24 protein-coding genes are annotated in these 24784 nt (G+C 71.0%); 4 read left to right on the top strand and 20 right to left on the bottom strand.

Annotated features, from left to right (window positions below; all coding sequences use genetic code 11):
* Positions 1–35: 35 nt before the first annotated feature.
* The 5 genes from ACIQWA_RS03935 to ACIQWA_RS03955 all read right to left on the bottom strand — a co-directional run bounded on the left by ACIQWA_RS03935 (position 36) and on the right by ACIQWA_RS03955 (position 6536).
* On the bottom strand, positions 36–902 hold the full coding sequence (locus tag ACIQWA_RS03935) for a hypothetical protein (RefSeq protein WP_402477752.1): 867 nt from the start codon (positions 900–902) through the stop codon (positions 36–38).
* Positions 899–1393 carry a hypothetical protein gene (locus ACIQWA_RS03940; RefSeq protein WP_402477755.1) on the bottom strand — a complete coding sequence of 165 codons (495 nt, stop codon included), beginning with the start codon at positions 1391–1393 and terminating at the stop codon, positions 899–901. The genes ACIQWA_RS03935 and ACIQWA_RS03940 overlap by 4 nt, the downstream gene beginning before the upstream one ends.
* Positions 1390–4002: a hypothetical protein gene (locus tag ACIQWA_RS03945; protein WP_402477757.1), complete on the bottom strand. Its 2613-nt coding sequence runs from the start codon at positions 4000–4002 to the stop codon at positions 1390–1392. The genes ACIQWA_RS03940 and ACIQWA_RS03945 overlap by 4 nt, the downstream gene beginning before the upstream one ends.
* A gap of 440 nt (positions 4003–4442) precedes the next feature.
* Positions 4443–5156, bottom strand: coding sequence for an aspartyl/asparaginyl beta-hydroxylase domain-containing protein (locus tag ACIQWA_RS03950; RefSeq protein ID WP_402477760.1), 714 nt, complete (start codon positions 5154–5156; stop codon positions 4443–4445).
* A 267-nt stretch (positions 5157–5423) separates the two neighbouring features.
* Positions 5424–6536 (bottom strand): peptidoglycan recognition protein, encoded by a 1113-nt coding sequence (locus ACIQWA_RS03955; protein WP_402477763.1) that lies wholly within the window; start codon positions 6534–6536, stop codon positions 5424–5426.
* A 251-nt stretch (positions 6537–6787) separates the two neighbouring features.
* Between ACIQWA_RS03955 and ACIQWA_RS03960 the strand changes: the two genes are divergently transcribed.
* The gene (locus tag ACIQWA_RS03960; protein ID WP_402477765.1) at positions 6788–8152 is read left to right on the top strand and encodes a hypothetical protein; all 1365 of its coding nucleotides are present in this window, start codon (positions 6788–6790) and stop codon (positions 8150–8152) included.
* 267 nt (positions 8153–8419) lie between these two features.
* On the opposite strand, the gene ACIQWA_RS03965 is transcribed toward ACIQWA_RS03960, so the two are convergent.
* The 14 genes from ACIQWA_RS03965 to ACIQWA_RS04030 all read right to left on the bottom strand — a co-directional run bounded on the left by ACIQWA_RS03965 (position 8420) and on the right by ACIQWA_RS04030 (position 19745).
* A complete protein-coding gene (locus ACIQWA_RS03965; RefSeq protein WP_360235353.1) occupies positions 8420–8821 on the bottom strand; it encodes a multidrug efflux SMR transporter in 402 nt (133 codons plus the stop codon).
* A 46-nt stretch (positions 8822–8867) separates the two neighbouring features.
* Positions 8868–9188, bottom strand: coding sequence for an SMR family transporter (locus tag ACIQWA_RS03970; protein ID WP_360235350.1), 321 nt, complete (start codon positions 9186–9188; stop codon positions 8868–8870).
* Between the two features lie 146 nt (positions 9189–9334).
* Positions 9335–9997: a DsbA family oxidoreductase gene (locus tag ACIQWA_RS03975; RefSeq protein WP_360235347.1), complete on the bottom strand. Its 663-nt coding sequence runs from the start codon at positions 9995–9997 to the stop codon at positions 9335–9337.
* Positions 9994–10482, bottom strand: coding sequence for a nucleoside deaminase (locus ACIQWA_RS03980; RefSeq protein WP_402477770.1), 489 nt, complete (start codon positions 10480–10482; stop codon positions 9994–9996). The genes ACIQWA_RS03975 and ACIQWA_RS03980 overlap by 4 nt, the downstream gene beginning before the upstream one ends.
* A 295-nt stretch (positions 10483–10777) precedes the next feature.
* Complete coding sequence (locus ACIQWA_RS03985) at positions 10778–12001, bottom strand: IS701 family transposase (RefSeq protein ID WP_402477771.1); 1224 nt, start codon at positions 11999–12001, stop codon at positions 10778–10780.
* Positions 12002–12300: 299 nt separating this feature from the next.
* Entirely contained in the window at positions 12301–12969 is a 669-nt protein-coding gene (locus tag ACIQWA_RS03990) for a TetR family transcriptional regulator (RefSeq protein WP_402477772.1), read from the bottom strand.
* A 683-nt stretch (positions 12970–13652) separates the two neighbouring features.
* Entirely contained in the window at positions 13653–13928 is a 276-nt protein-coding gene (locus tag ACIQWA_RS03995; RefSeq protein ID WP_402477775.1) for a DUF6253 family protein, read from the bottom strand.
* Complete coding sequence (locus tag ACIQWA_RS04000) at positions 13925–14734, bottom strand: maleate cis-trans isomerase (RefSeq protein WP_360235332.1); 810 nt, start codon at positions 14732–14734, stop codon at positions 13925–13927. The genes ACIQWA_RS03995 and ACIQWA_RS04000 overlap by 4 nt, the downstream gene beginning before the upstream one ends.
* Positions 14735–14746: 12 nt before the next feature.
* Entirely contained in the window at positions 14747–15421 is a 675-nt protein-coding gene (locus ACIQWA_RS04005; RefSeq protein ID WP_402477778.1) for a transglutaminase family protein, read from the bottom strand.
* A 17-nt stretch (positions 15422–15438) separates the two neighbouring features.
* Positions 15439–16557, bottom strand: a complete 1119-nt coding sequence (locus ACIQWA_RS04010; RefSeq protein WP_360235326.1) for an acyl-CoA dehydrogenase family protein — start codon at positions 16555–16557, stop codon at positions 15439–15441.
* 203 nt (positions 16558–16760) lie between these two features.
* A complete protein-coding gene (locus ACIQWA_RS04015) occupies positions 16761–17135 on the bottom strand; it encodes an ectoine synthase (RefSeq protein ID WP_360235323.1) in 375 nt (124 codons plus the stop codon).
* Between the two features lie 134 nt (positions 17136–17269).
* On the bottom strand, positions 17270–17536 hold the full coding sequence (locus tag ACIQWA_RS04020) for an acyl carrier protein (protein ID WP_360235320.1): 267 nt from the start codon (positions 17534–17536) through the stop codon (positions 17270–17272).
* On the bottom strand, positions 17533–18999 hold the full coding sequence (locus ACIQWA_RS04025; protein WP_402477781.1) for an AMP-binding protein: 1467 nt from the start codon (positions 18997–18999) through the stop codon (positions 17533–17535). The genes ACIQWA_RS04020 and ACIQWA_RS04025 overlap by 4 nt, the downstream gene beginning before the upstream one ends.
* A 296-nt stretch (positions 19000–19295) precedes the next feature.
* Positions 19296–19745 carry a MarR family transcriptional regulator gene (locus tag ACIQWA_RS04030; RefSeq protein ID WP_360235314.1) on the bottom strand — a complete coding sequence of 150 codons (450 nt, stop codon included), beginning with the start codon at positions 19743–19745 and terminating at the stop codon, positions 19296–19298.
* Between the two features lie 332 nt (positions 19746–20077).
* On the opposite strand from ACIQWA_RS04030, the gene ACIQWA_RS04035 reads away from it, so the two are divergent.
* The 3 genes from ACIQWA_RS04035 to ACIQWA_RS04045 all read left to right on the top strand — a co-directional run bounded on the left by ACIQWA_RS04035 (position 20078) and on the right by ACIQWA_RS04045 (position 23273).
* A complete protein-coding gene (locus ACIQWA_RS04035) occupies positions 20078–21073 on the top strand; it encodes an FkbO/Hyg5 family chorismatase (RefSeq protein ID WP_402477785.1) in 996 nt (331 codons plus the stop codon).
* Complete coding sequence (locus ACIQWA_RS04040; RefSeq protein ID WP_360235308.1) at positions 21070–22041, top strand: LLM class flavin-dependent oxidoreductase; 972 nt, start codon at positions 21070–21072, stop codon at positions 22039–22041. The genes ACIQWA_RS04035 and ACIQWA_RS04040 overlap by 4 nt, the downstream gene beginning before the upstream one ends.
* A gap of 65 nt (positions 22042–22106) precedes the next feature.
* Positions 22107–23273 (top strand): MFS transporter, encoded by a 1167-nt coding sequence (locus ACIQWA_RS04045; RefSeq protein WP_402477788.1) that lies wholly within the window; start codon positions 22107–22109, stop codon positions 23271–23273.
* An 88-nt stretch (positions 23274–23361) separates the two neighbouring features.
* On the opposite strand, the gene ACIQWA_RS04050 is transcribed toward ACIQWA_RS04045, so the two are convergent.
* The gene (locus tag ACIQWA_RS04050) at positions 23362–24678 is read right to left on the bottom strand and encodes an MFS transporter (protein ID WP_402477791.1); all 1317 of its coding nucleotides are present in this window, start codon (positions 24676–24678) and stop codon (positions 23362–23364) included.
* Between the last annotated feature and the right edge of the window lie 106 nt (positions 24679–24784).

Below are 24784 nucleotides of genomic sequence, written 5' to 3' on the forward strand. Positions count from 1 at the left end.
CTCCTGGACGTCCGTCCTGTTGACCTAACGCCCACTTACGCTTGCGAGTCCTGTTCCTCCGGGAGGAGGAAGGCTGGTGGCGGGACTTTGCTCTTGAGGAACATCGGCATGTAGCGATCCCACCAGGCCCACCGGCGTTGGATGTTGCCCATGGTGGTGGGGCCCAGGACATCGGCGAAGGTCTCCTTGGGGAAGAAGACAGGTGTCAGGTACTGGCCGGGCTGCCACTTCTCCGTCAGTCCGCCGGGGGTGGCCTTCTCCCAGTGCGCCCGGACGCGCTTGAGTTCGCCGGCGTTGAGGAACTCGACCTTCTGGAAGTGGCACTCCAACCGCTGCTGCCAACCGCCGATCGCGGCCTGGCGCTTGGCGAGCTGGGCCGTGGTGAACGGGCCGGTGGTGAGCAGGTCGGCGAGCATCGTGCCGTACCGCGGCCTCTGGGACTTGTCCGGGAACAGTTCACCAAGGGTCTGCGAGGCGGCGTCGTCGGCGGCCCGGATCAGGTCGCGTCGTTCGATGTAGAGCCGTCCGGCGCGGTCGCTGGTCTCCCGGCACTCGGGGCTGAGCAGGTAGGTGTAGCGGTTGGTCAGCTCGTCCATCCTCAGGCACTTCTCGAAGTCGGCGCCGCCCTTGGCGCAGAACGCCATCACGGTCATCACCAGCCCGCAAAAGCCGGCCCCGTACGGCGCGGCCCGGCCCATTCCGGAGTTGCCGATCCAGCCGGCCATCGGCTCGTTGTACTGCAGGTCATCGTGGAACAGCCGTCTGATCTCGCGGCGCAGCCAGCGGTCGTCCATCAGCAGGGCGCTGTTGAGCAGCGCGCGGTCCCTGGTCGGCAGCCCCTTGTCCGTTGCGTACTTCTCGGCGCTTTTCGCCAGGTCGCGCTTTTCGTCGTCCTCGGTCATCGCGGGGTTCCTTCCCGGGCGGCGGCCAGCAGGGCGGGCCAGGGGTCGTCGGGGGTGCCGCGCAGGGCGGCGAAGGTGTGGTCGGCGGTGCCCTGCCAGTGGTAGGGGGCGGCGCCCTCGTGACCGGGGTCGGCGCAGGTGGCGTGTACGGCGCCGGTGAAGTTGAGGGCGTCGGCGTCGAGCAGGGCCTTGCAGGAGAGGTAGAAGCGGTTGCCGTCCTCGCAGAGGAAGCCGCCCTCTCCGGAGATCATGACGGAGAGGATCAGCCGGTCGGATCCGTCGACGCCGACGCCGAGCCAGCCGGTGACGTCCTCGCCGCCGAGGCGGGCCTCCACCGTGGGCCGTGGGCTACCTTCCTGCCGACGTACCGTCAGAACCAGGGGCAGGCCGGGCGCGGTGGCGGTGCTCGCGCCGCGGGTGGTGGAGATCAGAGTGGTGTAGGAGGCGGAGAACGGCGCCGCGCCGGCGCCGTTCTCCTGGGGCAGCGTCATACGGTGACGAGCAGGACGAGTCCTTGGCCGTTCTGGTGGGCCTTGGGGACCTTCTTGCACTCGTCGCTGACTTCTGCCAGCCCCTGGACGAAGGGCTTGCCGTAGTTGTTCATGAAGTCGGTGAGCGGGTTGGGCGGGGTGCTGGTGAACCAGCGGATCACCGAGGCGATGATGCCCACCAGTGCCGCGATGAAGCCGATGATCGGGATGGCCGCCACGCCGACGAACACGAAGCCCAGGACGAGGCAGACGGTGCCGACCAGCGCGGCGGCCAGGCTGATCGCCGACAGCACGGTCTCGGTGATCGTGCTGCCCTTCGCCAGGCACTCGATCAGGTCGACCAGGGCCAGGACGGTGAGTGCGACCGAGATGGCCACGCTGAGGGTCTTCAGCGCGAGCTTGAGGACGGTCCCGCTGAAGATCTTGGCGAACAGGGTGCCCAGGCCCATCTTGTCGATCCCGACTGCCAGAAGCTTCTTGAACACCTGGCCCGCCCGGGGCAGCCATCGCGTCAGTCCGGTGAGCTTGTTGGCGATCTTGGCGAAGCCCGCTCGGACGCCGTCGAAGCTGTACCAGCGGGAGATCTGTCCCCAGACCACGGCGCCGAGCTTCTTGGCGCCCGCCCAGATGGTCTTCATGGCCTTGGCGGCCTCCAGGGTCGTCCCCAGCGACTCGGTGACCGCCTCGGCCCGCTCCTTTTCGGTCATCTGCTGCCAGTCCTCGCGCAGCAGGGCAGTCATCACGGCGTAGACGTTGCCGGCCCAGGCGGCCAGGAACATGAGCCGGCCGAACTTCTTCATCTTCGGGTGCTTGGAGGCGATCGCCTCGTCGTAGCCGTCCTGGGCCTCTTGGGAGAGCTTGTAGATCCCGGTGCCCTTGAGGTTGGCCAGGAAGGTGGCCACGTCGGCGGAGAAGGCGGTCAGGTGGTCGGAGATGTACGCGTACATCTCGGCCGCCTCGGTCTTGCTGATTCCCGAGGTGCCCGGATCCTTGCCGTCCGCGATCTGCTTGATCAGCCCGGAGATCACGTCCGGCAGCCAGGTGAGGCTGAACTTCGGGTCCTGGTGTTTGACGTTGTGGCACATCTTGCCCACCACGCCGGTGGTGATCGCCTCGTAGTACTGGTGCGCGTAGTTGCCGCTGCGGTCCAGGGCCAGCAGCAGGGTGCCGGTCTTCTTGATCAGCTTCATCGCGCTGTCGCGGGAGTCCAGGTTGGTGTACGCGTTGGCCACGTTGACGAAGTTGGCGGGCTTCATCGCCTCGTCGAAGAGCTTCCTCGCCCAGTCGCCGTTCTTGTCGGCGATGTACAGCTTGATGCGGCGCTTGTGGGCGATGTAGGTCTCCACGTAAAGGCCCTGGTACTGCACGTTGAACTGCGCGTCCTTGTACAGGCCTGACTTGAAGTAACAGTCCAGTTTGGCCTTCTCGCCCTGGTCCAGGAAGACCGTGCTCTGGCCCTGGCCGCGGTACTCGTCGAAGGACTTGGTCAGATAGGCCCGGCCCCACTTGCGATACCACTCCTGCCCCGAACTGGCGAGCGCCACCTGTTCGTCGTCCATCGCGGGCTCCGAGGCCTGCATGAAGTCCCGCAACCAGTCCGCCTCAGGTTTCTGCTTGGACATCGCCCACTTCATGTTGCGGCTGAGCGGGCTGTCCATGACCTTCTCGACGCCTCCCTTGCCGTCCACCAGGAAGTCGTCGGGCAACTGGTTGTAGAGGTCGCTGAGGGTGAGGTCCTCGGTCTCCAGCAGCACCTCGACGCCGTCGAAGTACGCCTCGTGCTCGGCCGCCGAGAGCAGCAGCGGCAGTTCGGCTGCGCCCTTCGGTTCGCGCGGCACCGCCTGCCAGAGCAGCACCTGCTCGGGGTCGTTCTTGTTCACCGCTCCGGCGCAGGTGGCGGACAGCCAACCGCGGCCGGTCGGGCTCAGCTCCTTGATGCTGAAGGCGAGCCGGCCGGCCCTGTAGAAGCCCGGGTCGTGCTCGTCGTCCTTCATGCTGTCGCAGACGATGTCGGGGGTGTCGATGAGCAGGACCGCCGCGTCGTGCTCGACGATGTACCTGCCCTCCACGTCGGTGTACTGGCCGTCCGCCTTCTTCAGTCGGATCTTCGGCCGAGGATCGGAATTGAGCGAGGAGGGGTCCAGCTCGTAGCCGATCTCCAACTCCCGTCCGGCGGTCCAGTGATCAGCCGGGACGGTCATGGGGTCGGTGTCCTTGCGGTACGGCGTCTTGGTGACCTTGGTGTCGTAGGTGACGGAGCGGCCGACGTGGCCGGCCACCTCCACGGTCACCGCGTCATCGACCGTGGTCCCCACGGTGATCGCGCCGTACAGGCTCACGCCGTCCTCGGCGAACATCAGCCTCCCCGCGCTGAAACGCCCCGGGACCTGCTGCAGCCAGGTAAGCGAGTCATCGCCGAACTGCGGGGCGTACAGCGGAGTCTGGCCAATCGTCACCCGCCCGTCCACGAGGGTCAGCCAGGCCAGGTCGGACCGGGTGATCCAGCCCTCCCCGATCGACTCGTCGACCTTCAACTGGTACACGGCGTTCCGGGTGGCAAGCACCCCGGAGCGCCGCGGGGGCGAGAGCGGGACCTCGATGACGGTCATGGGGCTCCTCCTTGTGCCGCGGCCACCAGGCCGCATCCGGACTGGACAGCCGGACACGACGAGCCCCGGGGCGCGGGCGCGGGGCGGTGTCCGGCGTCGCGACCATCAGAGCGCATGGCACAGAGCGCGAAGCATATGTACACGAACAACGGGCTGGTGTTTCACCCGGACGGCACAGGAAGGCGCCACGGGCCGGCTCCCACCGAGCCCCCGAGCGATCAGTAGCGACACCCCATCTCCTACGCCGCCGAGCAACTCGGTTCCCCAGACGGCGTTTCCGGCGTAGCCGGCCCACCAGAGCCGCCGCGCGAGCTGCCCGGCCGATCGCGCGATTCGTCACCACCCAGTAGCCCGGATGCCCCCAGCCCTCCTCCTTGGAGAGCAGCCCCGGTCCGTCCTCGCGGCCGAGATGGCGCACGCAGCGGTCGGCCGGACGGAACCTAGCCGTCGGCCCGCGGTGGCGCCGGGTGCTTGGCCGCGAACCGGCGCTCCCACGCGCGGTGATTGGCCGTGGCGTTGAGCATGAACGGCGTCAGTGTCGCCCCGGCCAGTACCGCCCGGTTGATCCAGGCGCCCGGGAAGCGGCAGGGCCGTGGAACGTCGAGGAAGAGGACCACCCGGGTCCCGTCGGAGTCGTTCCAGGCGGAGTGCTCGTAGGAGTCGTCGAAGAGCAGGCTCTCGCCCTCGCGCCAGTGCGCCGTCTGGCCACCGACCGTGATTCCGCACAGGGCCGGCTCGGGGACGCGCAGGCCGAGGTGGTAGCGGAGCACTCCGGTCCACGGCCCGCGGTGCGCAGGGATGCGCTTGCCCGGAGCCAGGATCGAGAACATCGCCGTCGTCAGCCCCGGGATCTGGTCGAGGAGCGCCGCGGTCCCGGGGCACCGAGCCCGGTTGGCGTCCGAGCGGTGACCGTAGCTGCAGAAGAAGAAGGTCCGCCAGCGCTCGTCGGAGATGTCGGCCACGTCGGGTGAGATCTCGTGGAAGGCCGGCAGGTCGTCCTGGAAGATCAGGACCTCGTCGAGTTCCTGGCGGATCGTTCGCCAGTTCTCCTCGAGGAGTCGGGCCCACGGGAAGTGATCGGCGTTCAGGAACGGCGTCGTCGGGACCAGCGAGCTGGTGGTGACCGCCCGCTCCAGGGGCTTCATGAGCATCATGCCCGCGTCGTATACGTGGTCTCGAAGGCGCTTGCCCATGTGCGGTCCCATCGACGTAGGCCGCCCACCGGCCTCCTTCGTGGCTCAACGACCCGCCGAGCGACCAGGTCACGCCGTTCGGAGGCCTCGGTCACCGGCCCACCGATCCTTCTGGCGCCGCGCGATCGGCGTCGCGCGATGGTGATCGGGACCATGACCGGCCTCTCCACCGCCTGAGGGCCGGTCGGCCGAGCCCCCGCGGCGGGGGCTCGGCGGACAGCCGGCTCGTCACCTCTGCAGGCGGGCCGCCGTGTCGCGGATGGCGGGGAGCCGACGGTAGAGGGCGTCACCGGGGCATTCGGTGGCGAAGCCGTCGCGGTGGCCGGAGATCGCGTCGAAGTCGACGACCGTGCCCTTGGGATAGAGGCTGCCGTCCGAGCCGGAGGTGAGCTGGGCCGTTCCGTCGGCCTGCCGACCGGTGAGGCCGAGCTTCCAGGCGGCGATCTTCGCGATGCCGTCCTGGAGCTCCTGCGGCGGAGCGTCCGAGCTGTAGGTCCCGATGGCGGCGATACCGGAGGAGTTGGTGTTGAAGCCGAGGGTGTGGGCGCCGAGCACGGGCTGGTCGACGCCGCCGGCCCGGCCCTCGTAGATGGTGCCGCAGCGGTCGACCAGGAAGTTGTAGCCGATGTCCCGCCAGCCGTTGCTCTGCACGTGGTACTGGTAGATCGATCTGATGATCCTGGGCGCGTCGGAGCAGGCGTAGTCGGTGGCGGTCGCGGTGTGGTGGACGAAGGTCACCCGGACCGCGCCGGTGTACACGAAGCCCGCTTCACGGATGGACTCGTCCGCACCCCAGCCCGCCCGGGTGACGATGCCGGGGCGCGGAGCGGCGAGCGCCTCGGGCCCGGCCGCGTGTTCGGGAAGGGGCTTGGCGTCGGCGGCGGCCGCCCCCTGGCCGGGGTCGATCAGTTCGACCCGCAGTCCGCGCGGGAGACCGGCCGGGCCGGGGTGCACGTCGACCGCGACGCCGTTGCTGCGTCCGGCCCACAGCGGGGCGGTGGAACCGTGCGGGAGGGAGTCGGGCCCGTCCGCGGCCTCGGTCTCCAGGGTTTGCCAGGCGCCCCAGCGGCCGGTGACGGCATCGCGGGTTCGGACTCGTACGGAACCGCCGGCGAGTGCCTTCGGGGAGCCGTCCCAGACCACGCCGAGGAGTTCGAACGAACGGGTGGCCCGGGGCGAGACGGCTCCGCCGGCGGTGACGGCCACCGAGGTGACCGAGCCGCCTCCGGCGGAGGTGCGCGGTGCCGGGGCGACCGAGCTGTCCGCGGCGGCGACGGGGGGCTGGAAGAGCAGGGCTGTGGTGCAGCCGGCAAGGACCGCTGCCGGAATTGAGATCCTCATGTACAGGATGTTCAGGGCAAACCACGATCCCTGCATGTCACCGACGGAGCTCGCACGGTCACGGTGGGAATCCGGGGCCGGGGCGGCGACGAAGCAGCGGCGTGGGCGGCGGAGCGGAGCGCGTGGGCGGCGTTCCCCCGTTCTCAGCAATTCATTGGGCCAGGCCGGTTAACTCGCGGCGACGCGCCACGTCCGCGGGTGGTACAGGAGCGTATTCAGAAGATCCGTTTTGCGGATCATCCAGGAGCACCATGCGAACTCGAATCACCACCCTGGTCCTGTCGGGCCTGACGTCGGCCGCCCTCCTCTGGGGCACCGGCGGAGTGGCCCACGCCTCGCCCGCCATCGACCACAGCGCGACCTCCGACTCCTCGGCGGCCCAGGGCGAATGGGTCGACAGCCTGCTGCGGCTCGCCGAGGAGAGCGGTGTCTCGTCGGACGGCACCTGGGCCAGCAGGAGTCAGAGCGATCTCCAGTCGACGCAGCTCGTCCGCCCGGCCCACCGCACCGACGCCGGCAACGGCGCCGAGGCCGAGGGAGTCGCGATCGACGGCCAGGAGCCCGGTTCGGTGCAACCGGACGACTCGACCCGGCCCGGCGAGCAGAGCCGGCCGATGGAGCAGGCACCGGGATCCGCCCTTCCCGAGGGCGCCTGGGAGAACGGCGGCGAGCACTGCGATCAGGTGCCCGGCCACGAGTCCCACGGCCACATGCCCGGCCCCGGCCCGACCGACTGCATCTGCCTGCCCGAGATTCCCGGCACTCCCCCTCACGGGGACCACGGGGACCACGGCGAGCACGGGGACCACGGCGAGCACGGCGAGCACGGGGACCACGGGGACCACGGGGACCACGGCGAGCACGGGGACCACGGCGAGCACGGCGAGCACGGCGAGCACGGGGACCACGGCGAGCACGGGGACCACGGGGAGCACGGGGACCACGGGGACCACGGCGAGCACGGGGACCACGGCGAGCACGGCGAGCACGGCGAGCACGGGGACCACGGCGAGCACGGGGACCACGGGGACCACGGCGAGCACGGGGACCACGGCGAGCAGGGTCAGGGCCAGAACGGCCAGCAGAACCAGGGCCAGGGCCAGGACCAGAACCAAGGCCAGAACCAGGGCCAAGGTCAGGACCAGAACCAGAACCAGGGCCAGGACCAGAACGCCCAGCAGAACCAGGGCCAGGACCAGCACGTCGCCGTGACGGTCGTCGTGCAGAACACCGTGGCCAACAATCTGAACAACAGCGCCAACAACAGCGCCACCAGCAACTCGAACAACTCCGCGCAGAACAGCGCCCAGAACTCCGCGCTCAACAACCAGTCAGCCTCGCAGGCCAACAACCTCTCCAACCAGCAGAGTCAGGCCAACCACCAGTCCGCGCACAACCTGAACAAGATCAAGTTCGTCGCGGAGGAGGTGGGCGTGCGTCCGCCGCACAGGCCGACCCACCCCAGCGGGCACGGTCACGAGGTGGCGCCCGGACACCACCACCACGGCGAGCTGGCCCAGACCGGCGCCCCGAAGACACCGGTCCTCCTCGGCCTCGCCGCCGCGTTCCTCGCCGCCGGCGCAGGGGCCGTACGGGTCAGCCGACGACGGGCCTGATCGCGCCCGCACGCGGGAGGCGTTACCGCCCGAATCGTTCATGAACAGGCCTCCGCCGGGCAGTTGACCCGGCGGAGGCCTCTTTGCGGTCGCTCCGAGGAACGCGTGGAGGGCCTCCTGGCGTCCCGATCGGATTCCGACATCCGACCGGGCACCAGGAGGCCCTCCACCACACCCCGGCCGCTCCGCACCCACCCGGTCGGGACCGGGGCTGTGGTGCGCCTCACGAGCGGCGCGGCGGCTTCCCGCACCGGGGCGGCGCGCCCGTCAGGCGTCCGCGGTCTGCACCTCACGCGGCGCGGCGGCGGTCTCGGCGGACTTCTGCGGCCGGTCCGCGAGCTTGAGCCAGACCACGCCGGCGATGATCACGGCCAGCCACACGGCCTTGACGGGGGTGAGGCTCTCGTCGAAGACGACGGGCCCCAGCAGGGCCGCGCCGACCGACCCGATGCCGGCCCAGACGGCGTAGCCGATGCTGACGTCGATGGTGCGCAGCGCGGCGCTCAGGGCCCAGAGCGTCAGGAGGAAGAAGACGACGGCGACCAGCGACCAGGTCAGTCGAGTGAAGCCGTGGCTTCCACCGACGGCGAGCGCGTAGCCGACTTCGAAGCCGCCGGCGAGCAGGAGCATGATCCACGGGTTGGCTGAGGTGCGGCCGGTGTCGGACATGTGCACGGGTCCTTTCGGGAGGTTGAGCCGGGTGGGGGCGGGAGGATCAGGCAGCGCCGCTGAGCTGGAGGCCGACGACGCCGGCGATGATGACGGCGATGCCGACGGCCTTGCGCCAGTTCAGGCGCTGGCCGAAGAGCAGGGCGCCGAGGAGGGTGATGCCGACGCCGGCGACGGAGGTCCAGATCGCGTAGCCGACGCCGACGTCGAAGGTCAGCAGTGCCTTGCTGAGGAAGAAGGTGCCGAGGGCGCCGGTGATCAGGGTCACGGCGGTCCACGTGCGGTTCTTGAAGCCTTCGGCCTTGCCGGCCGCGATGGCGACGGCGATCTCGAAGATGTCCGCGATCGCGAGGTAGAACCACTGCATGGCTGGTCCTTTCGTTCTTGGGAGGTCGGCGTTGGGGGGGAGGGGTGGGGCAGAGAGAACGGGAGAAGAACGGGAGAGAGCGAGAGAAGAACGTGGCGGGAGGCCGGAAGCGGGGCGTCAGCCACCGACCCGGCGTCAGGCCCGGTTCAGCAGCCGTCGATCCCGCAGGCGGGAGCGGCGTCCCCGAGGGCCTCCTGCTCGGCCTGGGCGTCGAGCACGGCCTTGCGGATCTGGGCGACGGAGGGTACGCCCTCGATGCGGTGGCGTCCGTCGACGATGATGGTGGGCGCGACCGAGACCCGGTTGGCCTCCGCGTGCCGCAGCGCTGCCCGGTGCGCCTCGGTGTACCGGCCGGCCGTCAGCGCCTCGGCGAAGTCGGCACCGTCCAGGCCGAGTTCGGAGGCGATGTCGGCGAGGACGGCCACCTCACCGATGTCCCGGTTCTCCTGGAAGAAGGCCCGCAGCACCCGCGGGGTGTACTCGGCGGCCCGGCCGTGCTCGGCCGCGTACTGGTAGCCCTCGAAGGCCAGCCGGGTGTAGGGCTGCGGCGAGACCGTCGGCAGGGTGATGTCCACGCCGAGCCGGCGGGCCATCGGGTAGACGGCGCGGGCCCAGATCGCCGGCAGGTAGTCGTCCTCCGGGCGCAGCGTCGGGGTGGGGTGGGGCCGCAGCTCGAACGGCATCCACTCGATGTCGACGTCGAGGTCGCGGGTGGCCTCGTGCAGCGGGCCCTCGGCCAGCATGCAGAACGGACAGACGTAGTCCGACCAGACCTTGATGCCGATCCTGCCGGTTGCCGTGCCGCTCATGGCCGCCCCCGCTCCATGGTGAGGAAGTCCTCGAACGGCGCCGTGGCTTCCGGGATCTGGATCGAGGTGACCTTGATCGGCCAGGTCTCCGGGTCCTCGGCGAAGATCGAGTACGAGCTGGTGTAGTCGAAGCCGTACCGCGCGGCCGTCTTGCGGTCGACCACGTTGACGATGTGGCTGACGCTGAAATACAGCGACGCCATGTAGCACAGGGCGCAGGGCTCGCCGGAGGCGATCAGGGTGGATCCGGCGGTGGCGTGCAGTCCGTACTTGGCGGCGGCCGCCCGCAGTGCGGTGACCTCGGCGTGCGCGGTGGGGTCGTTGTCCTCACGCACCCGGTTGACACCGGTGCCGAGGATCCGGCCGCTGTTGATCACCACACCGGAGAACGGGATGCCGCCCTTGGCGACGTGCTCGCGGCTGATCCGTACCGCCTCGCGGGCGTACTCGGTCAGCTCGCTCTCGGAGAGTTCGGAATAACGCAACGCTGCTCCCCCGCTCAGGCCGCAGTCGCGGCGTCGACGGTGGGTGCCGTGGGATCAGGCATGGAGTCCCCAGGTAGTTGCTTGTATGTACATGTTGTTTTTGCCCGTGAGAACCTCAGGCGGACAGGTAGAGCTTGCATGAACATACATCTTGCTGTCAATCGCCGGCGGTGAAGAACTTCGCCTGACCCACGCTCATCAGCTCATGCCGGCCGGACAATTGGGGCAACACCGAACTGGCGCCGGGCGCTTCGGGCGCGCCGGGAGGGGGCGGCGGCGCGCCCGAAGCGACGGCTCAGACCGCTACGGGATACCCCAGCGAGGCTTCCCGGACCCACCGGGAGCAGGGCACGAGCGGCGGCCTCGCCAGACCGTCACTTCCGGCGCCCGGACCGGGGCGCAAGGCCCGCATGCCGAGATCGGCCGCCAGGCGGCTGTAGGTGAAGGCGGCCGACACCAGGGCCATGTGGTGGTGCCAGCCCGGGAACGAGCGGCCCTCGAAGTCCCGCAGGCCGAAGCGCCGTTCGAGCAGCTCGACGGTCTCCCCGGTCGCGGCGTGCCGCTCCGCGTACTCCAGCAGCTCGTCGACCGGCCGGTGCACCATGCTGGTGAGCCAGAGCTGCCCCGCCCCCGTCGCGTCCTCGTCGGGCTGGGTGAACAGCCGGAACGGCTGAGGTCTCTGGTCGGCCGTGACGACACCGGGCACCTGCACCAGACCGTCGCGCACGGGCGCTGAGCCCGTCCTCCAGGCCTCGGAGCGCACCTCGGGGCACCGCTCGCTCACCGCCCGGGCCGCCGCGGCCACCGGCCGGCGGGAGCCGGGGGCCTGCTGCTCCAGCGGGGCCAGCGGGAAGCTGTCCGGGATCGCGATCGCGTAGTCCAGCCCGCGCCGGCTCAGGCCCTCGACGAGCCGGCGCGAGTCCAGGTAGCCGTGCAGGTCGACCACCACCGGGACCGGGTCGTACTGTGAGGTCCGCGCCATCTGGTCGATCAGGTTGAGGAGTTGGCCCTCGCACGAGGCGGTGGCGGTGTGCGGGATCCGGGCCTGCTCGCGGAGCGGGCCCTGGGCGGCCCACGGCTCCGGCAGGAACAGGCACCAGCCCACGGGGAACTCCCCCGCCTCCGTCGACATGAAGACGGCGGTGCCGATCTGGCAGTTGACGGTCCGTCCGGTGTGCGGGATGAAGCGCCGGTGCACCCCGCAGGACTTCTCACCGCGTTTGGGCAGCACGACGGGGGCGATCGTCCAGGCCCTGGGCCGGGCCCGGTCCTCGACCCACCGCCGGAGCTGGTCGCAGACCGGATCCCACTCCCAGGGGCTCTCGTTGACGAACTGGTGCAGGGCCTGCGAAGCCGTCGGGGAGTCGCTCGACACGGCCGCCAGGCGGCGGATGGACTTCTTCCCGGGCGTGCTGAGGAGGCCGTTGACGTAGGTGTGAGCCCACTTGCGCTGGTCAGCTCGGCGCAAGTGGCCGAACAGCTGGTCCGTGAACTGGGTGACGGAGTCCCATCCCCTCATAGCTACCCCTCCCGTGTTGCGGCTGCGGCTTTCACACAGATCCACCCACACTAAAGAATGAGCACTATTTTTTTCTCGGAGAAAGGGGTTCCGGTCGCCACTTCGCCAACTCGATACAAAGCCCTGGCGCGAATCACCCGCATCCGGCCCGGGGAACGGGCGGCCGGGGTCCGCGGTCCGCGCCGGAAATGGAATCAGCCCCGCGGGTCAAGGAACAGCACAACCTGCGGGACACCGGTCCCGCAGGTCAGCGGCATGCCACCAGGTGTCACCGCGGTCGCCGTACGTCTACCGTCCGGTCACCCGTCATTGCGGGCGGTGTCACCCCGGGACGGGCCGCGCAACCGCGGCGGGGCGGGCGTCCGGTCGTGCTCGCAGGAGTCGGAGCCGTCCTCCGGCCGGGCACCGAAGCCCGCCCCGGCCCGCCGCCACAGCCGGCCGAGCTCGTGCTCCACGACGCTGACCGGGCGGCCGGAGCGCAGCTGCGCCTCGGCGCCGGCCAGCAGGTAGGCGACCAGCAGTTCGATGTCGGCGAGCTCCGCGTCGGTGGTGCCGCCCGCCCGGGCCAGCTCCAGCGCGTGCAGCAGGGCGGGCCGCCAGGCCTGTTCCCAGGCGCCCTGCGAACCGGGGCACTCGTGCGCGAGCCGCATCGCCGCGTGGGCCCGGACGTCCTGCTGGAGGAAGGCCGCCAGCAGCTGGGTGAGCCGGCTGACCCCGGCCAGCCCGGGCGTGGTGAGCTGCTGAACCTCGTCCAGGGCCGAGGCGGTCGCGGCCGCCCCCACCCTGAGCACCTCCCGGGCGAGGTCCTCCTTGGTCAGGAAGTGGAAGGTCAGCGCGCCCGAGGTGACCCCGGCGGACTGGCTGATCCGCGCCAGGGTGGCGCCGGCGTAGCCGTGCTGGGCGAACTGTCCGGCGGCGGCGTCGATCAGGGCGGAGCGGGTCTGTTCCGCGCGGGCCTGCCTCAGCACTGCGGCGCGCGCCGGTACCGCACGACGAGTGCGGCCGCGGACCGTCGGGCGCCCAAGAGACTTCGTGTGAGCTGCATGGCCCCTCCGGATCGTTCGTGCACCAGCCCCCGTGACGACGCGGCAAGCATACCCCGGTCCCGGTAGCTCCCTGACGCATCGTCGAACTCTTGTTCACCTGGCTCGACCTGCGACGATCCCCTCCGCGCCACCGGGATCCGGGGCGTGGTGGAAGCGTGGCCGGAGCGTGGCGGAGACGTGGCGGAAGCGTGGCCGGATCCGGGGCCGGACGCGTCGGTCCTCGGCGGGTGCGGGTAGGGCCGAGTACGGCACCGCACCCCGGGGCAGCGAGGCCCGGGGTGCGGTGGATCCGGACCGCCCGGGAAGACCGCCGGGTGCGCGGCGGCCCGACGGGCGGCAGGAGGATCCATTCCGATCGGCGGCGAATAGGCATTGACCGAATAGCGAATTGCGATAAGCGGGTCGAACACCGGCACGGCGGCCGGGGAGGACCGGTTCCCGTTGTCTCACGGGGACTTCACAAGGGACCGCACCCCTCCGCGGGTGCCGCCGGTCGTCGAACGGCCGGCACCGGACTGCGAACCTCACCGAAAGGCGGGCGTCATCCAAGGGCGGGCGTCATCCAAGGGCGGACGTCACCTGAGGGCGGCGCCGAACGGCCGGTGTCACCGAATGGCGGGCACGTAGGAGTCCTCCACCCGGCCGTCCGCCGTCGCCGGTTCGAAGGTCGTCGCGGGCGCCTCGTCGCCCCGCGAGACGTTCCGGCGGTCGTACCGCAGGAAGTCCGACAGCTGGTCCGTGCGCCGCAGGTGCCCCTTGACCAGGACCACGCCGAACAGGTGGTCGCCGTCCTCCCGCCAGCAGACCAGCGGGATGCGGTAGGTGTCGCCCTCCGGCGTCCCGAAGACGGCCTCGTAGGCCTGTGCGTCCAACAGGCTCACGAGTGACCGTCCTTCGGGGTCGTGGCGAACAGCTGTCCGTAGTCGGTGATCTCCCGGGCGGTCCCGGCGGCACCGGCCAGGTGGAGGGCGTGCCAGAGGATGACCTGGTTCGCGGTGACGACGTTGAACCCGAGCTCCTCCTCCAGCGGCTTGATGGTGCCCACCGCCCGGATGCCGTTGCCGGCCACCAGGACGGCGTCCGGCCGGTGCTCCGCCACCGTGCTGCGGATCCAGGCCGACAGGTTCTCCGGCGTGATGGCCTTCTGGTTCGACGGCAGTCCGCAGGGGCCGTGGTGGACCACCTCGTAGCCGAACTCGCGGAAGTAGTCGGCCCCTTGGCCGGAGAGGGAGTCGGTGAACCACGGCGGGTTCACCAGCGCGATCCGGCGGGCGCCCAGGGCGTCGAAGGCGGCCCTGGCGGCCTTGGTCGTGCCGGTGATCGGCAGCCCCCGGGTGACGGGCAGCAGCCGCTCGTACAACTCCCGTTCGCCCTGGGCCTTCAACGCGTAACTGGAGGAGGTGAACCCGAGCGTCAGGGCGTGCAGCGGGGAGGCCGCGAGCAGTTCCACGGCCTCGTCCAGGTACGGGGCCTGGACGAAGGACAGGATCGGGTCGTACGGGATCTTCTCGTCCATCTCGCCGCCCGCGCGCATGGCGGCGAAGTGCACGCGCGATCCGTGGACGGAGACGGACGCGGGGGCCACGGCCTGCAGTTCGGCCTCCGGGCCGACGTCGGCGTGCGGTACGACGACGCCGATCCTGGTCGAGGCGTCCCATCCGTCGACGGGCGGCGGGGTGCTGGTCATGGGGGTCTTCTCCTACCGGGTGAGGGTGGACTCTTCGGCGAGACGGCCGCCGCGGACGGTGCCGGTGCCCGTGGTGTCGAGGAACTTGGGGTGCTTGCGGCGCATGGCCTCGATGACGAACTCGTACGGGAGGTCGTCGAAGCTGCCGTGGTCGGTCAGGAACTCCATCGCGCCGCCGCCGTCGTGGGGGTGGTGGAGGCTGTCGTTGACGCCGTCGAACTCCAGGGCGCGCATGCCGTACAGCTTGCAGAGCAGCTTGTTGAACACCGGGGTGACCTTGATCCACTTGCCGTCCAGGTGCACCTGGGCGAGCGAGTGGAAGAACACGTCGCCGCCGATGTGGGACAGCAGGCGGGGCGACGCCAGGTGGTTGCGCACGTCGCCGTAGACGAGGCGGGAGGGGATGCCCAGGGCGCGCACGGTGGCCGCGTACAGCGCGGCCTTGTGCAGGCAGAACCCGGACTTGGTGGTGGCGGTGTTGGAGGCGCGCAGGCCCTCCCGGGAGAGCGGGGCGCCGTAGACCTCGTAGTCGACGCCGTCGCGCACCGCGTAGTACAGCTCGATCGCGTTGGTGCGCCGGTCCGCCGAACGGTCCCGGACGGCGTGGTCGACGAAGGCCTGCACCGCGTCGCTCTCGTGGTCGAGGAACTCGGTGGAGCGGGTGAGGTGGTCCAGTGTGTCGGTCATGTCGGGATTCCCGTCGGTCAGAGTCCGAGCAGCATGGCGATCCGGTTGCGCTGGATCTCGGAGGTACCGGAGTAGATCGTTCCGGCGATCGAGTTGCGCAGGTCGCGCTCGACGCCGTACTCGGTGAGCACGCCACGGCCGCCGTGAATCTGCACCGCGTCCAGCGCGGTCTGCACGTTGGCCTCGGAGACCACCGTCTTGGTGGCCGCGAGGTCGAGCGCGGCGTCCTCGTTCCGCTCGACCTTGGCGCCGGTGTCGACGAGCCACTTGCGGGCCGTCTCCACCCGGATCTTCATGTCCGCGATCTTGTGGGAGACGCCCTGGTAGGCGCCGATCGGCCGGCCGAACTGGCAGCGCTCCTTGGCGAAGGCGATGGTCTCCTCCAGCCGCCGGGTCATCTCGCCCAGGGTGATGGAGAAGCCGAAGAGCACCTCGCGCTTCATCACGTAGTCCAGGACCCGGAATCCGGCACCCTCCTGTCCGACCCGCTGGGAGACCGGCACGCGCAGCTCGTCGAAGGAGAGCGTGCCGATCGGGCTGGTACGCAGGCCGATCTTGTCCATCGCGGGGCCCACGGTCAGACCGGGGGTGCCGGCCTCGACCAGCAGGGTGGTGAGGCCGAAGGGGCCGGGCTTGCCGGTGCGGACGTAGAGCAGGAACAGGTCGGCGACCGGGGCGTTGGTGATGAACATCTTGTCGCCGCTGACCACGTAGTGGTCCCCTTCGCGGCGGGCGACGCTGGCCAGGTTCATCGCGTCCGAGCCGCCGGAGCGCTCGGTGATCGCGTGCGCGGTGATCAGCTCACCGGACATGATCCGCGGCAGGTACTTCTCCTTCAACTCCTGGCTCGCGAACCGTTGCAGGGGCACGCCGACGGACACGATCTGGGTCGAGGCGGAGAAGGAGAGGCCCGCGTCCCGGGAGGTGTGGCCCAGTCCCTCCAGGGCCCGCATCGTCCGGGTGAGGCTGTGCCCGGCGCCGCCGAACTCGGGCGCGAAGTGCACCCGCAGGAGTCCGGTCTCCCGCAGGGCCTTCCACTTGTCGTGGGGGAACTCGCCTGCCGCGTCCAACTCGCGGGTGTCGGCGTTGAGTTGTTCCGCCCACGGGGCGGTGAGGTCGAAGAGGTCATCGTCCATCGGGGGTCCTGGGGTCCATTCCGGGGTCGGTCGTGCTGCGGAGGATCGGGGTCGTGCCGTGGCGGGGTGTCACGGCCCGGCCCGGCCACGGGCTCGGGGCGGCACGTGGCCGGGCCGGGTCCGGTCCCGGCCCGGAGCCGTGCGGGGCTCCGGGCCGGGGCCGGTTCGACCGGCCGGCGGTGGGGCGTCGGCTGATCGGCGGCTCAGTACTGGGAGTAGCCGTCCTCGGAGAGGGTGTGCTTCTCGTCGCCGTTGATCGGCGGGTTGAAGATCGACACCAGGTGGAGGTCCTCGTCGTCCGAGGCCACCAGGTGGTGCGGGTCGTGCTTGTCGAGGACGTAGATGGTGCCCGGGACGATCTTGTGGCGGGTGCCGTCGTGCTCCACGACCTCACCGGAGCCGCTGATGCAGTAGCAGGCCTCCAGGTGGTTGCGGTACTGCAGGGCGCTGGAAGTGCCCTTGCGCACCAGGGTGTCCGCGACGGCGAAGCCCATCCCGTCGCGCTTGGTCAGCAGGCGGGTGCTCAGGCCGTTGCCCCACTCGACGGGGGCGACATCATCGAGGCTGCGGGTGAACATCTCTCGGTTCTCCTTCGGAATAGGTTGGGAACTACGGGTGTTGCGGATGTACGGGCCTTGCGGGTGTGCGGCTCTTGCGGACGTGCGGGTCCTGCGGCGGTGCGGGTGGAGCGGGCGGTGCGGTACGGGGGGGATCAGGCGGCCACGGCCGGGCTGTGCTCCGCGATCACGGCGGCGATGGCGTCCAGGGTGCGGAAGTCGTCCGGGCCGAAGTCGATGTCGTCGACGGGGATCCGGTAGGCCGTGGTGAAGTGCGCGAGCATGCGCACCAGGCCCAGGCTGTCGATGACTCCGGACTCGATCAGGTCGTAGTCGCCGGTGAGGTCCGATACGTCCTCGCCGGCCAGGAACTGGTCCACCACGTAGGCGCGGACCTCGGCGGCTATGGCGGTGCTGCTCATGCGGTGGTCTCCTTCAGGCGGGTCTGCTTGATCAGGTTCCGGTCGGGCTTTCCGGTCGACGTACGGGGCAGCGGAAGTGCGGTGAGGTGCACCGAGGCCGGGATGGCGTGGCGCGGCAACTCCCGCCCCAGGTGGGCGCGCAGGCCCAGACTGGTGAGGGCGCTGCCCGGGCGCTGGGCGACGTGGGCGTGCAGGCGGACACCGGCCTCGGGGTCGGGCAGCGGCACGACCACCGCCTCGGCGACGTCCGGGTGGGCCGCGATCACGTTCTCCACCTCCTGGAGGTTGGTGCGCACGCCCCTGACCTTCACGTGCCAGTCCGCGCGCCCCTCCAGGAAGTAGAGGCCCTCGGTGTTGCGGGTGACGATGTCGCCGGTGCGGTAGAAGACCCGGCCGTCCAGCTGGGTGAACACCGCCTCGTTGAGCTCCCGGCGCAGGTAGCCGCTGGTCTGGAAGGGCGTGGACACCAGGAGCTCCCCGGTGCCGACCGAGGCGAGGCGCCGGCCGTCGGAGTCGACGACCACGGCCTCGGTGCCCCGGATCGGGCGGCCGACGGGCATCGGCCCGGTCGCCGCGGGGTCGACCCGGTGGATGAACGAGTCGTTGGTCTCCGTACAGCCGAACACGTTGTGGAACGCGGCCCCGGGGAACGCGGGGGCGACCCTGGCGAGCAGGTCCGCCGGCATCCGGTCACCGGTGAAGACCGCGTGGCGTACGGCGGGGAAGGTGCCGCCGTGGTCGAGCAGCAGGCGGTACACCATCGGCACGCCCTGGACGAAGGTGACCCGGTGCCGGGCGGCCAGCCCCGCCAGGTGGGCGGCGTCGGTGGCCCGCTGCTGCTCCACCAGGACGACGGTGGCGCCAAGTTGCAGGAAGGTCCAGATGTCGAGCAGGGCGAGGTCGAAGTTGAGCGGGGCGTAGGACAGCGCGATGTCCTCGACGGACAGGGCGAACTCACTGACGGCCCAGTCGGCGAAGGCGTCGAACCCGGCGGTTTCGATCGGCACGATCTTGGGGGTGCCGGTCGAGCCCGAGGTGGTCAGCAGCAGCCGGGTCCGGGCCGGGTCCGGCACCGCGAACCCCGCCGCCTCGGCCTCGTCCGCCGGTACCGGCGCCGCGGCGAGCGCGCCGTCGGCGGTCGCGGTGAGCCGGTGGGAGACCCTGGCCTGCTGCGCCAGGCGTTCCAGTGCGGCGCTGCCCAGGTCCGGGGAGGGGGCGAGGGCGACCAGGCCCTCCTGGGCGACGGCCAGCAGCAGGGCGACGGTCTGCGGGTTCTTGTGCGCCGGCACGCACACCGTGCCGCCGGACGGGAGGTCCAGCGCCGACAGGTGCTTGCGCAGGCTGCGGGTCAGGTCGTTCAACCGGCCGTAGGTGACGGCCTGGTCGTTGAAGTGGAGCGCGATGCGGTGGGGCCGTTCGTCGCCGTGGGCGGCGACGGTCTCGGCCAAGCGGGACGATGGCACGGCGGGATTCCTCGCGGTCGGCTCAGCCGCCGGCAACGAGTACCGATCGGCTGTTCGAATTCGTGCGGTGTCGAGGAAGACCGTACCGGGCGAGGTCCATGCTTGGTCAAGCATGTACTTGCCGAAGTGGGTGTGACGCAGACCACCAGACTTGCATGACCAAGCAAAAGACCCCGAACGCGGAGTGCGTTCGGGGCCGGGCTGGACGGGCGGGGGCGCCACGCCGGCGCGCCACAGCCGTCCGGGACCGGGGGAGCCCGGGACCGGACCACGGTGCCGCGCCGGGGGGCGACGGGTCAGGCCTGGGTCGCGCGCAGGGCCTGGACGGTGGGGCCCAGTTCGGGATCGGCGGTGAAGGAGTTCAACGCGGAGGACAGCACCTCCGCGTAGGTCGCCCGCGCCGCCTGGTAGCGCTGGCGCCCCTCGTCCGTGATGACCGCGTAGACCCCGCGCTTGTCCGAAGGACAGAGGTCCTTGAAGGCGAAGCCGGCCGTTTCGAGCCGGCCCACCAGCCGGGTCACCGACGACTGCCCCAGGCCGACCCGGTCGGCCAGGTCCTGCATCCGCAGCTCGCTGGTCGAGGAGTGGTGCAGGTGTTCCAGGGACCGGTACTCCGACAGTCCGATCCCGTGCTGCCGCTGGAGCGCCAGGGCCAGCTCCCGCTCCACGAACGAATGGAGCGTCAGCACCCGGCCCCAGGCGGCCTGGTCGGAGCTGCGCAGCGGCGCGTGCGATGAAGTTGCCATAGATGCCTCCCTTGCAGAGGTGTTGCTTGACAGAAGAGTACATGCGCATGCAAGATCCTGGCGCCCCCGATTTTTATTCCCGGGGTCCCTTGAGCGCAGTTGATTGCACGTACAAGCAAACGTTCTGCAAGCGTTCTGCCCCTGTTCAGCGCCATCGCAGGAGCCCGGGCCGCCTCGGCCCCGACGCACCGGCTCCTGCCCCGTACCCATCGGCGACACCCGCTTCGAGGGCGTCCCGAGCCCCAGCACCTGCGCGGGGCGATCCTCGACGCGCAGGCCCACCAGGACGTCGCCCCACGGCGCCGCCTGCCGCACCGAAGGAACCTGCTGACATGAGCCTCCGTGCCCACTTCACCTCCGCGGCGCAGCCGCCGTACCCGGAGCCGGGGCGCCACGTCCTCGCCACCGTGACCTACGGCGCCACCACCGGCCTCAGCCGGGTCGAGCACGGCCACCCCGACCTGACCATCCCGATGGCGGTCACCAACGGCGACGCCTTCCGCGAGGTGTGGACCGTCGACGAACAGCCGCGCTGGGTCCTGCGCGAGGACAGCGCCTACGCCCACGACGGCCGGCACCTCTTCGTCGCCGGCCTCCTCCCCGAGCAGTCGGTCTACACCCCGCCGGTGCGGGAGATGTACGAGAAGGCCTTCGCCCTGGTCAACCACCTCGACTACGGCCACATCTTCCGGATGTGGAACTTCGTCGGCGACATCCTCGGCGCCAACGCCGAGGGCATGGAGGTCTACCGGGACTTCGTCCAGGGCCGCGCCCAGGCGTTCCAGACCTACATGGGCGACACCACCGCCCAACTCCCCGCCGCCACCGGGATCGGCACCCAGGGCCGCGGCATAGCCTTCGTCCTGCTGGCGACCAGAAGAGGCGTGCCCCGGCACCTGGAGAACAGCCGGCAGACCTCCGCCTACCACTACCCCGACCAGTACGGTCCCAAGTCGCCGAGCTTCGCCCGCGCCACGCTCCTGGACGACACCCTCTACGTCTCCGGCACCGCGTCCATCCTCGGCCACGAGACCGTCCACCGGGGCGACGTGCGGCGCCAGACCCGGGAGACCCTGGACAACATCGCCCACCTCATCTCCCGCGGGAACCTCGCGGCCCAGGGCGTCGACGCGGGACACGAACTCAAGGACCTACGGATGATCAAGGCCTACGTGCGACATGAAGACGATGTTCCGGCGGTACGCGCTGTCTGTGAAGAGGCATTTGGTGTGGGTACTGAGGTGAAGTACCTCAACGTCGCCGTCTGCCGGGACGACCTCCTGGTCGAGATCGAGGGCCTCGTGCCCGCCGTGGGGTGGGACCAGTGACCGCCCTCAAGGTCGGCATCGTCCTGCCCGGCCGCGAGGCCGTCATCGACGAGGGCCCCTACCCGGGCAACCTCGCCTCGATCGCCGCCCTGGCCGAGGAGTCCGGCTTCGACTCGATCTGGGCCGGCGAGTCCCCGCTCGCCCGCTCCCGGATGAACCCGCTGCTCGCCCTCGCCGCCGCCTCCTCGGCCACCGAGCGGGTGCAGTTGGGCACCGCCGTACTGATGCCGCTGCGCGCCCCCGTCCATCTGGCGCACGAACTGGCCTGCCTGGACCGGATCTCCGGCGGCCGGGTGATCGCCGGCATCGGCTCCGGCTTCGCCTCCCCCGCGACCGAGCGCGAATTCGCCAACTACGGGCTGGACTTCGCCACCCGCTTCGGGCGAATGCGGGAGACCGTCGAGATCTGCCAGGCGCTCTGGGCCGCCCGCGGCGAGCCCGTCTCCTACCAGGGCAAGCACTACCGGCTCCAGGACGCCGCCCTGCTGCCGCTGCCGCACCAGCCGCAGGGCCCGCCGCTGTGGATCGCCCACTCCGGCCCCCAGATGCTGCGCCGGGCCGGCCGCGCCTTCGACGGCTGGATGCCGACCTCCACCACCCCCGAGAACTACGGCGCGGGCTGGGACCAGGTCACCGCAGCACGCGAGGAGGCGGGCCGCCCCGCCGAGGCGGTCACCGGCTCCGTCTACCTCTCCGTCGCGGTCGACCGCACCCGGGAGCAGGCCGAGGAGACCCTCTGGTCGTACTTCCGCGCCTACTACGGCCTTCCGCTCACCACCATGCGCACCACCCAGGGGATCTTCGGCGGCACCCCGCAGGAGGTCGCCGACTGGCTCCACCAGTACGTCAAGAACGGCGCCCGCCACCTGATCCTGCGCCTGCCCACCGCCGAACTGACGGAGGCCGCCTACCGCTCCGCGGTCCGGCGGACGGCGCAGGAGCTCCTCCCGATCCTGCGCGAGCTGTGAACGGCCGGCCCCCGGCGCCGGGGTGGGCGGTGTGGGCGGCGGCGTGGCCGATCACCGCCGTGTTCATGCTGTCCAACATCCCCACCCCGCTGCTCGCCCTCTGGAAGGACCGCATCGGGTTCTCCACCGGCACCACGACGGTCATCTTCGCCGCGTACATCGGCGGGCTGCTGCTCGCCCTGCCGTTCACCGGCGCCCTGGCGGACCGGTACGGCACCCGCCGGGTGCTGGCCCCCGCCCTGATCGCCGGACTGGTCTCCTGCGCGCTGTTCATGACGGCCACCCACGTCCTGACCCTGATCGTCGCGCGACTGCTCACCGGTGTGGCGGTCGGCGCGGTGCTCTCGGCCGGCACCGCGGCGGTCTCCCACGTCGGGGGGCCCGGGCGGCGCCCGCAGGCGGTCCTCGCCGGTTCGGTGGCCATCGGCACCGGTCTGGCCGCCGGCCCCCTGCTCGGCGGCAGCGTCTCCCAGTACTGGACGGCCCCCACCGTCACCGTCTTCGTCCTGGAGGGGGTCCTGCTCCTGACCGCCCTGGCGGTCGTGTACACCGTCCACCTGCCGCCCGTACCGGTCTCCCAGGCGGAGCCCGGTACGGGGTGGCTGCGCCTGCCGTCCGTCCCCCGGGTCAACCGCCGCGGCCTGGCCACCAGCCTGCTGGTCTACATCCCCGGCATGACGGGGACGTCCCTGCTGCTCGCCCTCGGGCCGATCCTGCTCGCCTCCCTGCTGCACACCGGCAACCGGCTGGTGACCGGCGGGATCGGCTTCATGATGTTCGGCGCCTCCACCGGCGTCCAGTTCGCGATCCGGAACCTGCCGCTGGGGCGGATCCTCACCATCGCGGGCGTCGTCACCGGCGTCGCCATGCTCGGCACCGCCACAGCCGTCCGCGCCCACTCCCTCGCCCTGCTCGCCCTCGCCGCGGTGACCGCGGGCGTCGGCCAGGGCATGGGCCAGTACGGCGGCTTCTCCCGGCTGGGGACGGAAGTCGTCCCGACCAGGCTCGCCGAGGCCAACGCGGCGCTCAGCGCGGGCGGTTACCTCTTCGCGGGCATCCTGCCCATCCTGACCGGCTACCTGAGCGACGCCACCGGGATCGCCACCTCCTCCACCGTGTTCGCCTCCCTCACCGGCGCCGCGGCCCTCGCCGGCGCCCTCCTGGTCAGCACCCTCCGGGCGGGCACACCCGTCGAGGAGGTGCGGGAGCCCTCGAAGGTGTCGGCCTCCTGAAGGACCCGCCCTGAACGACCCGCCCTGAACGACCCGCCCGCTGCGGCCGGACCGCGGCGGGCGGGCTGCTGCCACACTCCGCGGGGCGTCAGCCGACCGGCGCGGGCACCCGCTCCGGCACCGCCAGCGCCGCGAGGCGGCGCAGACTGGCCCGGCGCTGGAGCGCGGCGAGCCCGGTGGACGCCGCACCGAGCGCCAGCCAGCCCGCCGGCCCGGCGGCCATCACCACACCGGTCAGCAGCATCGGCCCCACCGACTTCTGGACCGACTGGGACATCCCCGCCACCCCCAGGTAGGAGGCCCGGGCCCGCGGCGGCGCCAGGCTGACCGCCAGCTCCCAGGAGCTCACCGAGCGCATCAGCTCCGCGAGCGTGACCAGCGCGGCCGCGGCCAGCAGGGCGAGCGAGGCGGTCAGCGGGCCGCCGCCGGTGGAGAGCGCGATCAGCAGGCAGCTCGCGAGCAGCGTCACCCCGTACCAGCCGACCGCCCTGGTCGCCCCGCCCGGCCGCTCCGCCCAGCCGGAGACGCGCAGTTGGAGCACCACCACCAGCACGGTGTTGAGGGTGAGGAAGGCCGGCACCACGGCGTGCGGCGCGTCGGTGTGGTGGATCAGCCAGAGCGGCAGGCCGACGTTGAGCACGGAGTCGTCCAGGCACATCGGCAGGTCCAGCAGGACGAACAGCAGGTAGCCGCGGTCGCGCCAGGGGCTCGGCGCGGCGCCGCCCCCGGCGGCCGACGCCTCCGCTTCGGCCTCCGCCTTCGCCTCTGCCACCTCCGCCGCCTCCGCCGCTGCCGCGCCCAGACCGCGCCCGGCCGGCTCCGCGGTACGCCGGATCAGGGCGGCGGCCAGCAGGTACGAGAGCGCGTTGGCCACGATCAGCGCCCGGTACGCGGTGGTGGTGCCGACCGCCAGGCCGAGCGCCGCGAAGCCCGTCCCGACCGCGTAGCCGCCGTTGGCCACGCTGCGGAACAGCGCCTGGTAGGTGGCCCGCCGCTCGCCCGCGACCCGGGTGGCGAAGAGCATCTCCAGGGTCTTGGCCCCGCGTTCGGCCAGGCAGGTCAGCGCGACCGAGACCAGCAGCGCGGTGAAGTCCTGGACCACCAGCAGCAGCGCCATGGTGGCCACCCGCAGCAGGTGGCAGCCGATCAGCAGACCGCGCACCGAGAACCGTTCGGCGGCCCGCCCGGACAGCGGCGAACCGATGATCCCGGCCACCGCGCCGACCCCGAGCAGCAGTCCGAGCCGCCCGGCGTCCATGCCGCAGACATAGGTGAAGTACAGCACGGACGCGGCCGCCCACACCCCGGTGCCGGTCCGGTCCACGCCCTGGGCCAGCAGCATGATGCGGGCGTCCCGCCCGCCCGGCGGCCGCCGCAGCTGCGACCACAGTCCGTTCCCCCGCATGACAGGTCCTCGTTTCGCGTCCACCGTCAATCTCGACATCAAGATACTTCATGTCGAGATAGCTGCGGAACCCCCGATCCCGCATAGCGGACGCCCCGGCCGGCCA

This window comes from Kitasatospora sp. NPDC098652, from assembly GCF_044760155.1.
Classification (GTDB): domain Bacteria; phylum Actinomycetota; class Actinomycetes; order Streptomycetales; family Streptomycetaceae; genus Kitasatospora.

Excerpts from the sequence above, each read along its gene's own strand:
- ACIQWA_RS03955 (WP_402477763.1), bottom strand. The coding sequence starts at position 6,536 with ATGAGGATCTCAATTCCGGCAGCGGTCCTTGCCGGCTGCACCACAGCC.
- ACIQWA_RS03935 (WP_402477752.1), bottom strand. The coding sequence starts at position 902 with ATGACCGAGGACGACGAAAAGCGCGACCTGGCGAAAAGCGCCGAGAAG.
- ACIQWA_RS03950 (WP_402477760.1), bottom strand. The coding sequence starts at position 5,156 with ATGATGCTCATGAAGCCCCTGGAGCGGGCGGTCACCACCAGCTCGCTG.
- ACIQWA_RS03975 (WP_360235347.1), bottom strand. The coding sequence starts at position 9,997 with ATGAGCGGCACGGCAACCGGCAGGATCGGCATCAAGGTCTGGTCGGAC.
- ACIQWA_RS03985 (WP_402477771.1), bottom strand. The coding sequence starts at position 12,001 with ATGAGGGGATGGGACTCCGTCACCCAGTTCACGGACCAGCTGTTCGGC.
- ACIQWA_RS03965 (WP_360235353.1), bottom strand. The coding sequence starts at position 8,821 with ATGTCCGACACCGGCCGCACCTCAGCCAACCCGTGGATCATGCTCCTG.
- ACIQWA_RS04015 (WP_360235323.1), bottom strand. The coding sequence starts at position 17,135 with ATGTTCACCCGCAGCCTCGATGATGTCGCCCCCGTCGAGTGGGGCAAC.
- ACIQWA_RS03970 (WP_360235350.1), bottom strand. The coding sequence starts at position 9,188 with ATGCAGTGGTTCTACCTCGCGATCGCGGACATCTTCGAGATCGCCGTC.
- ACIQWA_RS04010 (WP_360235326.1), bottom strand. The coding sequence starts at position 16,557 with ATGGACGATGACCTCTTCGACCTCACCGCCCCGTGGGCGGAACAACTC.
- ACIQWA_RS03940 (WP_402477755.1), bottom strand. The coding sequence starts at position 1,393 with ATGACGCTGCCCCAGGAGAACGGCGCCGGCGCGGCGCCGTTCTCCGCC.
- ACIQWA_RS04050 (WP_402477791.1), bottom strand. The coding sequence starts at position 24,678 with ATGCGGGGGAACGGACTGTGGTCGCAGCTGCGGCGGCCGCCGGGCGGG.
- ACIQWA_RS03960 (WP_402477765.1), top strand. The coding sequence starts at position 6,788 with ATGCGAACTCGAATCACCACCCTGGTCCTGTCGGGCCTGACGTCGGCC.
- ACIQWA_RS04005 (WP_402477778.1), bottom strand. The coding sequence starts at position 15,421 with ATGACCGACACACTGGACCACCTCACCCGCTCCACCGAGTTCCTCGAC.
- ACIQWA_RS04030 (WP_360235314.1), bottom strand. The coding sequence starts at position 19,745 with ATGGCAACTTCATCGCACGCGCCGCTGCGCAGCTCCGACCAGGCCGCC.
- ACIQWA_RS04035 (WP_402477785.1), top strand. The coding sequence starts at position 20,078 with ATGAGCCTCCGTGCCCACTTCACCTCCGCGGCGCAGCCGCCGTACCCG.
- ACIQWA_RS04020 (WP_360235320.1), bottom strand. The coding sequence starts at position 17,536 with ATGAGCAGCACCGCCATAGCCGCCGAGGTCCGCGCCTACGTGGTGGAC.
- ACIQWA_RS04045 (WP_402477788.1), top strand. The coding sequence starts at position 22,107 with ATGCTGTCCAACATCCCCACCCCGCTGCTCGCCCTCTGGAAGGACCGC.
- ACIQWA_RS04000 (WP_360235332.1), bottom strand. The coding sequence starts at position 14,734 with ATGACCAGCACCCCGCCGCCCGTCGACGGATGGGACGCCTCGACCAGG.
- ACIQWA_RS03945 (WP_402477757.1), bottom strand. The coding sequence starts at position 4,002 with ATGACCGTCATCGAGGTCCCGCTCTCGCCCCCGCGGCGCTCCGGGGTG.